This window comes from Flavobacterium sp. UBA5153 (genome assembly GCA_002413745.1).
Taxonomy (GTDB): domain Bacteria; phylum Bacteroidota; class Bacteroidia; order Flavobacteriales; family Flavobacteriaceae; genus Flavobacterium.
Genome location: DHXP01000063.1, coordinates 1 through 12,595 on the forward strand (window position 1 = coordinate 1; position 12,595 = coordinate 12,595).

The following is a 12,595-nucleotide window of genomic DNA, read 5'->3' on the forward strand; positions in this document are numbered from 1 at the left end:
AAGAAATTGGACAAAACGAAAATCACACCTATGAACTATGTCTTTTGTAAAAATGAAAAATAAACGTGTCTCTGAGTTTTTCAGCAGACCCTATATAAATAAAAGCAGTTTTTGGCTTCGCCAAAAACTGCTTTTTCTTTTTTGTTAGTTTTTTTATTCGACTGCTATTTGATGGCTTTCTACTTGGTCATTTATGTGAATTTTTAATACATAAATACCTTTTTTTAGACCTCTAACAGAAAAAGTTGCTTTTTTATCTGAAATTTGAACTTTTGATTTAGATTGCCCCATCATATCAAAAAGTTCACCAAAAATTGTTACTCCTTTTGTTGGTTGATTCTTTTGGTCTTTCAAATCGATATTTACAATATCATTTGATGGGTTAGGGTAAATATTATACAAAGAAATGTTATTGCTCATTTTTGCACTACTACAATCAGGTGCTTGATAATAAAACGTAATAACTTTTGAAGTATATTCACCAGTGCAAGGATTGGTATATTTTACAGTTATATTTTTTGTTTGTGATTGCATTGGATGAGGGAGAACTGATGGAGTGAGGGTTATAACTCCTCCAAATGGAGTGTCCGGATAAAAATTTATTGGTAAAGCAGTATCGTAATAACAATCAACAAAATCAACATCAAAATACCCTGAAGGTGTCGGAATAGAAGTAACTGCATATGCAATTATTGGGTTTTTTACAGTTATACTTTGCCCACAAGAATTAGATATAGTTGCAATAAGATCAAAGTCTCCAGTTCCAACTTTATTAACTGTAACAGTATTTCCTGTTGTATTACTTACCGTTGCAATTGCTGTGTTTGATGAACTCCAAGTTAAATTTTGACCAGTTGCAAGATTAGCAATACTGTAAATTTCTGTTAAATTACAAATAGAACTACTGCCATTTATTGTTGCTAAACTTGAAAATGATGAACGAGAAACAGTACAAGTTTTTGATGGATAAGCAACACCACCAATATATGGTGTAACCGAAACAGTTGAAGGTAAAGAAGTTCCAGAACTTGGTGTCAAATTAATCGAATTCATAGAAGAATTCACTGTGCCTGACCAACCGCTATAACTCCATTGATAAGTTAAGGTTGAACCACTTGGAATGTTAGCTGGTGTAACCGTAAAAGTTCTTGCACTTGTATCATCACAAGCAAAAATTGTACTTGTTGGAGATAAAGTGAAACTTGGAGGTGGAGTTTTCTTTAAAGGAGAATCACAACTTTTTGTTTTTAAATTTGAATCAGTAGTACATTCAACATAAATAAAACTTCCTGTAACCTGAATGGTGTTTTCAGGAATAGATACTATAATTGAACTTTGAATTGTAGTATTACTACTCCAAGCACCTGATTGTGCAATAAATGTTCCTCCTATTTGAACTGGATTTGAAGAACTTGAGTTCATAAACATCACTTTCACATTACTGTCTCCAATTGCTTGAGCTGCTGGCTTTAAAAGTTTAAAATAAACGACTAAACTGTTATTAACTGTTGAGCCGAAATCTAGTAAATTGCAACCAATTATTGTTGATTGGTTATTTAAATATACACTTTCAGTTGTCACAGTTACTTGGCTAACTACTTTACCAGACGCAATAAATAGTGTAAATATTAAAGCTATTTTTATTAATTTTTTCATAATATTGTTTTTATTAAATTATTTTATTAAATGAATTTGAAAACCTATAGTCATTAAAAAAGTATTATCAATAAGTGTTTTATTTCTATTATCACTTAAATATTCTAGTGCTAATTCTAGTGCTATACTATCATTAAAATAGATTACAGGTCCTGCTTTTACACCATAACTATAACTTGAAAATTTATCATATCCTACTCCGTCACTATTATTATTATTTTCATAATACAAATAATTTCCTTGTATAAAAACATTAACTAATTTTTCAGGTTTTAAGAAATAATATTTCAGATAAGGCCCTATGCCAAATCCTATGTTATAAGCTCCTTCATAAGGGTTGTAATAAAAACTTGTTTTAATTCCAGCAGCCATTTTATCTATAAAAAAATACCCGATATTCGGAGATATTTCTAAATATGTATACTTGTCTTTACTCCCTGTTTTTATTGTTTCGCTAGTTGTAGATTTAAAACTACCACTGCCTCCAACCATCCAATTTCCTTTTGTGATTTGAGAATTTGCAGAAATAGCAAATAAAATTGTTGTAATAAAAAATAATTTAATTGTTTTCATAATTGTATTAGGTTAAAAATTGTTAAATAATAATTATTCTGTTCTATTTTTGGCGGGCTGTTGTCTTGCAACAGCATTTTTTTTGTAATTTCATATGACGAACGTTATTAATTTTTAGTGTTTTGTTGCTCAAAGATTTCTGGTAACACATTATATTGTCTGCGATTCAGTTGCAACTTTCTTATAAAAACATCCGGGCTTCCTGTTTTTTCTGTACTAATCAAAAGATGTATCTTTTTGATTCGTTCCATTTGTTTGATGAAATTTTTAATACTTCTATAAAATATTTATAAGAAATTAGTCTAATTATTTTTTTTTCAAAAATTATAATCTTATGTAAATTAACAGGGTTTTTTACAAAAAACAATTTTTATATACTATTTTTCTAACAAAAAAAATAACACATCTATTAAAAGCATATTTAATCGATTAAATACACGAAAGGAAATATATTGTTTAATTTAAAAAAAATATTCAAAAAACTCTCTCTACTATTTTTCGACAATAAACCTTAAAAATCAAGAAAAGTCACAAAAAAATCAATGCTTATAATTACAAATGACCAAAAATAATAGTACGAAACATTAAATAAAATTTCTAATACCAAGATTTAACAAAATATGCAGTTTTACTGTAAACTATGTTAATTTTTCAAGAGCCATAAACAACTAATTTTAAAAAAAAACCTACCCAAGATTTTAAATCCCGAGCAGGTCTTTCAATTTAATAATTCCTCTGCAGTTTTAATGCAATTTTTAAATCAATGCAGCAAGCTACATATCTCTGTAAAGTTCTAATCTTTCCCATTTAGATTCCACTTCTTCTTGAGCTCTTTCGAATTCACATTCACAAACATCCGAAAAACGGAGAACTTTTATTAACCGAAGGATTAGGTCACCGTAAAATCCTTGGTAATCATGCCGTAATTGAAAGAGTAATTCAGTTTATACAAAATAATTAATTTCTATTTTTTTGCACAAAAGATCGCATCATCACTTTAGTTTTGGGGGTTTATATTGGCGTCAAAGTCCTTAAATAGCAAAGACCTTACCGGATTTTAAATCCAATAAGGTCTTTTGCATTACTAATTCTAACATCTTTTTTAATACAATTAAAAAAGTAACCATCAATCTAATATATAAACTACTATTATTATTAATCTACAAATCTCTGTAAAGTTCCAATCTCTCCCATTTAGAATGAACTTCGTCTTGGGCTTGATTCAGCAATTCAGCTCCCAATTGAGCATTTTCTTTAACCACCCTGGTAAAACGAGCTTCGTTATACATAAAGTCACTCAATGGAATACTTGGCGCTTTAGAATCTAATTTGAATTTCTTACCTTTTGGTTGAGAAGGATCAAATCTAAAGAGTGGCCAATATCCAGAATCGATAGCTTTCTCTTGTTGTGAAATAGCGTGTTTTAATTCATAACCATGTTCACCACAATGAGAATAAGCAATAATTAATGACGGTCCAGGATAAGCAGCCGCTTCTTGAATGGCTTTTAAAGATTGTAAATCTTTGGCTCCCATTGCAATTTGGGCAACATAAACATTTCCATAAGAAATCGCTTGTAGAGCCATACTTTTCTTACTGGTTTTTTTACCACCAATAGTAAACTTGGCGCTTGCTCCTAAAGGAGTTGATTTAGATGCCTGTCCACCAGTATTAGAATAAACTTCAGTATCCATCACCAAAATATTGATGTCTTCTCCTGTAGACAAAACGTGGTCAACACCTCCGAAACCAATGTCATAAGCCCAACCATCCCCACCAAATATCCAAACCGCTTTCTTACGTAGATACTCTGTTAATTGGCTTAATTTTTTGGCGTCTTCATTGTCTTGAAGACCATCTAAAAGTTTTTGAAGTGCATCAATTTGAGCAAATTTCTCTTTTTTAAGAATTTCTGTTTCTTCGGTATTGTTTAAAATGGCTTCTACAGTTTCGATTCCAATTACTGATTCCAATGATTTTAATAAATCAACTGCAATCTCTTGTTTTTTGGTTAAACCTAATTTCATTCCCAATCCAAACTCAGCATTATCTTCAAAAAGTGAGTTTGCCCAAGCTGGACCTCTACCAAATTCATTTTTCTTGTAAGGAGTTGTTGGTAAGTTTCCACCATAAATAGAAGAACAACCTGTTGCATTGGCAATCATAATACTGTCGCCATACAATTGAGTAATCATTTTAATATAAGGTGTTTCACCACAACCGGAACAAGCTCCAGAGAATTCAAATAATGGCTCTAAGAATTGAGATCCTTTTATGTTAGTAGTTTGCAAAGCAGTTCTGTCATAATAAGGCAAGGTAACGAAGTGATCCCAATTTACATTTTCTTCAACATCAACCTCAATTTTCTTATGCATATTGATGGCTTTGAAGTTTTCTTTCTCTTTTGATATAGCTGGACAAACCACTACACAAAGATCACAACCTGTACAATCTTCTGGTGAAACCTGCAAAATATAAGATTCATTTTCTTTAGAAAATGGTCTTCCTATTGCTGGTACACTTTTTAATGACGTTGGAAATTTAGCTAATTCTTCGTTAGAAACTACTTTAGATCGAATGGCTGCGTGAGGACAAATGGCGATACATTTATTACATTGTGTACATAAATTTTCGTCGTCCCAAACTGGAATAAAATCGGCGATTCCGTTTTTTTCGTATTGGGAAGTTCCTGTTGGGAAAGTTCCATCAACTGTGAACGCGCTTACAGGAAGTTCGTCTCCAAAACCGGCTAATATTTTTTCCAATACTTCGGTAACAAAGCCATCAGGAGCATTTCTCATTGCTGACAACATTGATGTTTCGCTTGTGGCTACTTTTGGATAATCAACAAGTTGTAAATTTTCAAGTGATTTATCAACTGCATTAAAATTCATTTTCACCACCTTTTCTCCTTTGTGAGAATACGATTTAACAATGGCATTTTTAATTTTTTCAATCGCTTCGTCTTTAGGCAAAATTCCTGAAATTGCAAAGAAGCAGGTTTGTAAAATGGTATTTGCTCTTTTGCCAAGATTAGCTTCCTGGGCTACTCTACTGGCATCAATTACATAAAACTTGGCTTCTTTTTCAATAATCCCTTGTTGAATTTGGATGGGTAATTTTTCCCAAATATCCTCTTTTGAATAAGGAGAATTTAACAAGAAGGTTCCGCCGTGTTTCAAGTCGGCAATCATATTGAATTTTTCAATAAAATTAAATTTATGACTGGCGATGAAATCGGCTTTATCTATTAAATAAGTTGAATTAATTGGATCCGGACCAAAACGCAAATGCGAAATAGTTTGAGCTCCAGCCTTTTTAGAGTCATAAACGAAATAACCCTGAACATAATTATCTGTAGTTTCACCAATGATTTTGATGGAGTTTTTATTCGCTCCTACAGTACCATCAGATCCTAAACCATAAAACATGCAGTTAATGGTTGTCGCTTTAATATCAAATTTTGGATCATAATATAAACTTGTAAAAGTTACATCATCATTGATACCAATAGTGAAGTGGTTTTTAGGTTTCTTATTTAACAACTCATCATAAATTCCTTTAACCATTGCCGGAGTAAACTCTTTTGAAGACAATCCGTAACGGCCGGCCACAACAACAGGCATTTCTCTTCCGCTTTCAACAAGTGCGGCAACAATATCTAAATAAAGAGGATCACCAACGCTTCCTGGTTCTTTCGTTCTGTCTAAAACAGCTATTTTTTTAACTGTTTTCGGTAATTTTTCAACAAAAGCTGAAATAGAAAAAGGTTTAAATAAACGAATTAATATAACTCCTACTTTTTCGCCTTGCGCTACCATAACGTCAAGAGTTTCTTTTACCGGACCTTCGGCTGAACCCATAACGATGATTACTCGCTCAGCTTCCGGGTGACCTATATAATCAAACAAATTATATTTACGACCGGTATGCTCGTAGAATTCGTCCATTGTTTCCTGAACAATCCCAGGAACTTTATCATGAAATAAATTGGCGGCTTCTCTTGCTTGAAAGAATACATCAGGATTCTGGGTTGTTCCTCTTAATACAGGATGATCAGGATCTAATGATCTTTTTCTATGTTCCATGACTTTATCTTCAGGCATCATTGCTTTGATGATATCATCTGGAATACAATCTATTTTTGAAATTTCGTGAGAAGTTCTAAAACCGTCAAAGATATTCAAAAACGGTACTCGTGTTTTTAATGTTGCCACTTGAGAAATAAGGGCAAAATCATGTGCTTCTTGTACTGAACCGCCAAACAACATAGAAAATCCAGTTTGTCGGCATGCCATTACATCAGAATGGTCACCAAAAATAGACAGTGCATGAGTAGCAATTGTTCTGGCTGCCACATGAATAACGCAAGGCAATAATTCACCAGCAATTTTGTACATATTAGGTATCATCAACAATAAGCCTTGTGAGGCTGTAAAAGTTGTAGTTAATGCCCCTGCTTGTAATGACCCGTGAACCGTTCCTGCTGCTCCTCCTTCACTTTGCAATTCAACAATTCTTGGAATGTTATTCCAAATGTTTTTTTGCCCTTTGGAGCTGTAAAGCTCCGCATGTTCACCCATAGGCGAAGATGGCGTAATTGGATAAATAGCGCAAACTTCATTTGTTTTGTGAGCAATAATGGCAACCGCCTCGTTACCATCACAAATTAGTTTTTTAAATTTTTTTGTATTCATTTTATTAAGTTGTTGTCACTATCTTGAATATGCTAGTATTTATTCCATCCGCAAATCACCGATAGTATTAATTTTAAAATTAAAAAAAGCTAAAACCCTTTTTTAAATATAATTTAAAAGACGGGTATTTAGCTGTTTTTTTTTAATGATTACTCTTTATGTAACCAAGCTTTCTTCTGCAAAAGTTCCTCTTCAGTTTCGACATGATTCACATCAAGAATACAACAATCTACCGGACAAACAGAGGCACATTGTGGTTTGTCGTGAAAACCTTTACACTCTGTACATTTATCAGATACGATATAGAAAAATTCGTCAGAAATAGGTTCGTTTTCAGCATCTGCATCAACTTCTACTCCTTTAGGTGTTTTCACCATTCCTTTTAAGGATGATCCATCTGCATAAGACCATTTGTCGTCCGGTTCATAAATTGCATTGTTTGGACATTCTGAAATACATGCATCACAGTTAATGCATTCGTCTGTAATAATAATAGCCATATTTTAAAGATTTTATATGTTTAATAATAATGAGTAAAATTAAATGGAATTTTAATACTTTTATATGATATTAATCATATTTTGTCCAAACAGGTGAAATTTTATATTTAATATGAATCAAGGGTTGAAATATTAAGGAAATAAAGGCGTACGCAATTTCACCAAACAGATGTGCTAATAGTCCTTAATTGTCCATACTTCTTTAAAAATGGTTAAGTCACTGCTCTTTTTCCGGAACGTTTTCCAGAACAAATAATAATGAGCATAGAGTCTAACGGGCTTTGATTAGAAAAACAATCTTCTGGACAGTGTTCTGTGATTAAATCTGTTACCAAATCTTTAAAGGCTACAGACAATCGATTAGAAAATGCAGAATAGGAACCGAGTTTTGGAAACCAAGAACGTAAATATTCATTAGCAAATCAGTGAATTTTCTTTACGGTAAACCGTTGTTCTTTTCTATTACAAATAAATAAATGCTCCTAATTTCTTCATCTGATAGATCTCACTTATCATTGTTGCTGAATCGCTCACAAGTCCATTTTAACTCTTTTTTAAATTTTTCACAGATTGTTGAATAAATTTGTACTAATTTTAGTGCTTTAGTCTGAATAATTATATGCTTAAATGTGCGTTGAATGCACTTTAAATATACTGATTTTCAGATTTTTAAATAAATAATTTTAAAGACATTTCTTTCTTTTTTAACCCTTGATTCACCTATTTATTATATTAATCTTTAGCTTTTAATCCGTTTATATGATAATAATCATATTTTGTTTAAATAAGTGAAATTACATTTGGCATATCAATTATTTCGTTTTTAATCCATTTTGAAAAATTTAATACATTTAAGTTATGATTGCAAATAAAATGAAACTCCAACCCGAAGTACTGGAAGCCGTCGTTATCCGGTTTGTAGGCGATTCAGGTGATGGAATGCAGCTCACGGGAACCCAGTTTTCTGATACTTCTGCAATGTTTGGCAACGATATTGCCACATTTCCTAACTACCCTTCTGAAATTAGGGCTCCTCAAGGAAGTTTATATGGGGTTTCAGGATTTCAAGTACATATAGGTAGTGTCGAGGTAAGTACTCCGGGTGATAGCGTAGATTTATTGGTCGCCATGAATCCGGCCGCACTTAAAACCAACTTGTATGCTTTAAAACCAGGTCACACCTTAATTGTTGATACCGATTCGTTTACAAAAAAGAATTTAGAAAAAGCAGAATACACAACAAATCCATTAGAAGATGGAAGTCTTGACAACTACCGAGTTATTGAAGTTGCCATGACTTCGTTAACCAAGGAAGCTCTGAAAGAAGTTGCAGGATTAGATAACAAAACTATTTCCAGAAGTAAAAACATGTTTTCACTGGGGATGATTTATTGGATGTACAATCGTTCGACAGATCACACAATTGATTTCTTTAATAAAAAATTCAAATCTAAACCTTCTTTAGTTGAAGCCAACACTAAAGTGTTAAATGCAGGATATTATTTTGCCGAAACTTTAGAACTTATTCCAAATTCCTATACTATTTCTCCAGCAAAAATGCCTGGTGGAACCTATAGAATTATTATGGGTAACACAGCAACTGCATGGGGCTTTTTGGCTGCAGCCGAAAAATCAGGTTTAGAATTATTCTTGGGATCTTATCCTATAACTCCAGCTACTGATATTTTACATGAATTGGCAAAACACAAACATTTTGGTGTAAAAGCCTTCCAGGCTGAAGACGAAATTGCGGGTGTAACTTCGGCAATTGGCGCAGCCTTTGCAGGTGACTTGGCCATTACTACAACTTCGGGACCAGGTTTAGCACTAAAAGGCGAAGCCATTGGTTTAGCTATAATGACTGAACTGCCTTTGGTTATCGTAAACGTTCAACGTGGAGGACCTTCAACAGGTTTACCTACAAAAACGGAACAATCCGATTTACTTCAAGCAATGTATGGAAGAAATGGCGAAAGTCCAGTTATTGTTATCGCAGCAAGTACGCCAGCCAACTGTTTCAATTTTGCTTATGAAGCCGCTCGACTTGCCTTGGAACATATGACGCCAGTTATTTTATTGACTGACGGATACATAGCAAACGGTTCTGCTCCTTGGAAAATTAAAACGGTATCCGAAATGCCGGAAATTAAAAATAACAAAATCACGGAAGTCAAAGAAAATTGGCATCCTTATGATAGAGACGAAAATACGCTTGCCAGAAACTGGGCCGTTCCGGGAACTCCAGGGTTGGAACACAGAATTGGTGGTCTAGAAAAAGATGCCGTTACAGGTAATATTTCTTATGAGCCTTTAAACCACGAAACCATGACTGCCATTAGAGCAGAAAAAATTGAAAGGGTTAAATTTAATATTCCTGATTTGGAAACTGAATTTGCCAGTGAAGGAGATTTATTGGTCATTGGTTGGGGAGGAACTTACGGTTCTCTGCATTCAGCTGTGAAACAAATAAATGAAGAAGGTTACAAAAATATCGGTTTTGCGCATTTCAATTACATTAATCCAATGCCAAAAAACACGTCAGCAATTTTATCTAAATTCAAAAAAATTGTTGTTTGCGAATTAAACTCTGGTCAATTTGCCAGTATTTTAAAAATTAAACATAGTCAATTTGAATTTTTACAATTCAACAAAGTTCAAGGATTGCCATTTGCCAACAACGACCTTATTCAAAAATTTAAAGAACTAGTATAATCATGGAAACAACTGCTGTAAAAAAATATACACTTAAAGATTTTACAAGTGATCAAGAAGTTAGATGGTGTCCTGGCTGTGATGATTACGTAATTTTACGCACCATGCAAAAAGCACTTCCAGAAATGGGTGTTGCAAAGGAAGACGTGGTTTTTATCTCTGGTATTGGATGTTCCTCCCGTTTTCCATATTATATGGATACTTATGGAATGCACAGTATTCACGGTAGGGCTCCCGGAATTGCTTCAGGTGTAAAATTAGCCAATCCCAACTTAAGCGTTTGGATTGCAACCGGCGATGGCGACGCAATGGCTATTGGTGGTAACCACTTCATTCATGTTTTACGTAGAAATATTGATTTAAATATCATTCTTTTCAACAATGAAATCTATGGTTTAACCAAAGGTCAATTTTCTCCTACCTCATTAATTGGCCAAAAAACAAAATCGTCACCTTACGGAAATACCCAACCTCCTTTTTCACCAGGAGAACTAGCATTAGGTGCTCAGGCACGGTTTTTTGCCAGAGTTGCGGGTAACAGTCCAAAGGAAATGTCACAAATATTTATTGATGCACACCAATTTAAAGGAACTTCGTTAATTGAAGTTTTGCAAAACTGCGTGATTTTTAATGATGGATGCTTTAATCACATTACGGATAAAGAAGTAAAAGAAGATAAACAAATTTATCTTGAACACGGAAAACCGATGATATTTGGCAAAAACAGTGACAAAGGATTAGTCCTTGACGGATTAAAATTGAAAGTCGTAACCATTGGTGAAAACGGAATTACCCAAGAAGATCTTTTGGTTCACAATGCCAAGGAACAAGATTCAACACTTCACAATATGTTGGTTAGATTAAAATCGCCATTGGCAACTGGAATTATCAGAAGTTTCAATGACCTAACATTAGAAGAAAGGGAAGATGCATTGACTGCTCAAGTAAAAGCAAATTCTCCTTTTACTAAAACTGATGATTTATTCTTTTCGGGTGAAACATACGAAGTAAAGTAAGGGATATATATCTGTTAAATAATATAAACGATTAAAGTGTATAAAATATGGGTTCAGAAGCAATTATAGTTTTCTTGTTAGCCGGAATCATTCTGGTTGCCGGCGCCAACTTTCTATCAAATTTAATTTCACCAAAATCAGACAATTCACAAAAGCGTGAACCGTATGAAAGCGGTATGACGACTATTGGCCCAACTTGGGTTCAATTCAAGGTTGGCTATTATTTATACGCCATTTTATTCTTGGTTTTTGATGTCGAGGTGGCATTTTTGATTCCGTGGGCTGTTGTTTTCCAAAAAATTGGAATTGTTGCCTTGTACGAAATCATCATATTTCTAGTCATATTAGGGTTAGGCTTGGCCTACGCTTGGAAAAAAGAAGCATTAAAATGGGAATAAATAACACACCTGAAATACCAGCAGATTTCCCAGGAAAAGTAATTCCTGCCGGAAATGGAGCGAACGTAATCGTTACGTCATTAGACCAAATCATCAATTGGGGTCGATCAAATTCGCTTTGGTCACTTTATTTTGGCACCAGTTGTTGCGCTATCGAAATGATGCAAACTGGAGCTGCTAAACACGATTACTCAAGATTTGGATTCGAAGTGGCAAGGCCTTCGCCAAGACAAGCTGATTTGATTATTATCGCAGGCACAATCGTAAACAAAATGGCACCGGTTTTACGCCGTTTGTATGACCAAATGGCCGAACCTAAATACGTAATCGCAATGGGGGCTTGCGCCATTTCTGGAGGCCCATTTTTCTACAACTCTTATTCTGTTGTAAAAGGGGCAGATCACGTTATTCCTGTTGATGTATACGTTCCCGGTTGTCCTCCTCGCCCTGAAGCTTTATTGGAAGGAATGCTTATGCTTCAAGCTAAAATAAGAACAGAAAGTATGAAAAATAAAATATTCCCTATTGACGGGTTTGATGAAGGACTTTAATACTGAAATTTATGACTAACGAAGCATTACAAAATTTAATAAGCTCTTGGATTCCCGATCCGATAGCTATCGGATTAGAATTTACCGAAGAAAAATCCCAGTTTTTAAATATCACTGTTCAACCCGAACAACTTCACCAATTAATGACGCAATTAAAAAGCAATTCAGAAACGAATTTCGATTATTTGTTTTGCTTAAGTGGCGTGGATTGGGGGGCAGCATTAGGAGTAGTTTACCATTTAGAATCTACCACTCACAGACACACTATCGTAGTAAAAGTAAAAACGGATGATAGAGAAAATCCAACATTTGATACAGTCTGTGATATTTGGTATACTGCTGAATTCCACGAGCGAGAAGTTTTTGATTTCTTCGGAATTAAATTCAATAACCATCCAAATTTAAAAAGACTCTTTTTAACTGAAGAATGGGATGGATTTCCGTTGAGAAAAGATTACGTAGACGAAATTAATATGGTTATCAAATAAGTAA

The 12,595-nt window shown here is 33.8% G+C and carries 9 protein-coding genes; 5 read left to right on the top strand and 4 right to left on the bottom strand.

Annotated features, from left to right (window positions below; genetic code table 11):
• Nucleotides 1–153: 153 nt before the first annotated feature.
• The 4 genes from B2145_RS12715 to B2145_RS12730 form a co-directional block, all read right to left on the bottom strand.
• Nucleotides 154–1,656, bottom strand: coding sequence for a T9SS type A sorting domain-containing protein (locus B2145_RS12715; RefSeq protein WP_291102881.1), 1,503 nt, complete (start codon nt 1,654–1,656; stop codon nt 154–156).
• A gap of 18 nt (nt 1,657–1,674) precedes the next feature.
• Nucleotides 1,675–2,229 carry a hypothetical protein gene (locus B2145_RS12720; RefSeq protein ID WP_291102884.1) on the bottom strand — a complete coding sequence of 185 codons (555 nt, stop codon included), beginning with the start codon at nt 2,227–2,229 and terminating at the stop codon, nt 1,675–1,677.
• 1,160 nt (nt 2,230–3,389) lie between these two features.
• On the bottom strand, nt 3,390–6,926 hold the full coding sequence (gene nifJ / locus B2145_RS12725; RefSeq protein WP_291102887.1) for a pyruvate:ferredoxin (flavodoxin) oxidoreductase: 3,537 nt from the start codon (nt 6,924–6,926) through the stop codon (nt 3,390–3,392).
• 149 nt (nt 6,927–7,075) lie between these two features.
• Complete coding sequence (locus B2145_RS12730) at nt 7,076–7,426, bottom strand: 4Fe-4S dicluster domain-containing protein (protein WP_291102890.1); 351 nt, start codon at nt 7,424–7,426, stop codon at nt 7,076–7,078.
• Nucleotides 7,427–8,284: 858 nt separating this feature from the next.
• Here B2145_RS12730 and B2145_RS12735 point away from each other — a divergent pair.
• The 5 genes from B2145_RS12735 to B2145_RS12755 are packed head-to-tail and all read left to right on the top strand — an operon-like array spanning nt 8,285 to nt 12,591.
• Nucleotides 8,285–10,138 (top strand): 2-oxoacid:acceptor oxidoreductase subunit alpha, encoded by a 1,854-nt coding sequence (locus B2145_RS12735; protein ID WP_291102892.1) that lies wholly within the window; start codon nt 8,285–8,287, stop codon nt 10,136–10,138.
• 2 nt (nt 10,139–10,140) lie between these two features.
• Nucleotides 10,141–11,154, top strand: a complete 1,014-nt coding sequence (locus B2145_RS12740; protein WP_291102895.1) for a 2-oxoacid:ferredoxin oxidoreductase subunit beta — start codon at nt 10,141–10,143, stop codon at nt 11,152–11,154.
• A gap of 47 nt (nt 11,155–11,201) precedes the next feature.
• A complete protein-coding gene (locus B2145_RS12745) occupies nt 11,202–11,552 on the top strand; it encodes an NADH-quinone oxidoreductase subunit A (protein WP_291102897.1) in 351 nt (116 codons plus the stop codon).
• Complete coding sequence (locus tag B2145_RS12750; protein ID WP_291102899.1) at nt 11,543–12,103, top strand: NADH-quinone oxidoreductase subunit B; 561 nt, start codon at nt 11,543–11,545, stop codon at nt 12,101–12,103. The genes B2145_RS12745 and B2145_RS12750 overlap by 10 nt, the downstream gene beginning before the upstream one ends.
• Nucleotides 12,104–12,114: 11 nt before the next feature.
• Nucleotides 12,115–12,591 (top strand): NADH-quinone oxidoreductase subunit C, encoded by a 477-nt coding sequence (locus tag B2145_RS12755; protein ID WP_291102902.1) that lies wholly within the window; start codon nt 12,115–12,117, stop codon nt 12,589–12,591.
• Nucleotides 12,592–12,595 lie beyond the last annotated feature (4 nt).

Bases quoted from the DNA above. Each gene is read 5' to 3' on its own strand.
- B2145_RS12715 (WP_291102881.1), bottom strand. From the start codon at position 1,656: ATGAAAAAATTAATAAAAATAGCTTTAATATTTACACTATTTATTGCG.
- B2145_RS12720 (WP_291102884.1), bottom strand. From the start codon at position 2,229: ATGAAAACAATTAAATTATTTTTTATTACAACAATTTTATTTGCTATT.
- nifJ (WP_291102887.1), bottom strand. From the start codon at position 6,926: ATGAATACAAAAAAATTTAAAAAACTAATTTGTGATGGTAACGAGGCG.
- B2145_RS12730 (WP_291102890.1), bottom strand. From the start codon at position 7,426: ATGGCTATTATTATTACAGACGAATGCATTAACTGTGATGCATGTATT.
- B2145_RS12735 (WP_291102892.1), top strand. From the start codon at position 8,285: ATGATTGCAAATAAAATGAAACTCCAACCCGAAGTACTGGAAGCCGTC.
- B2145_RS12740 (WP_291102895.1), top strand. From the start codon at position 10,141: ATGGAAACAACTGCTGTAAAAAAATATACACTTAAAGATTTTACAAGT.
- B2145_RS12745 (WP_291102897.1), top strand. From the start codon at position 11,202: ATGGGTTCAGAAGCAATTATAGTTTTCTTGTTAGCCGGAATCATTCTG.
- B2145_RS12750 (WP_291102899.1), top strand. From the start codon at position 11,543: ATGGGAATAAATAACACACCTGAAATACCAGCAGATTTCCCAGGAAAA.
- B2145_RS12755 (WP_291102902.1), top strand. From the start codon at position 12,115: ATGACTAACGAAGCATTACAAAATTTAATAAGCTCTTGGATTCCCGAT.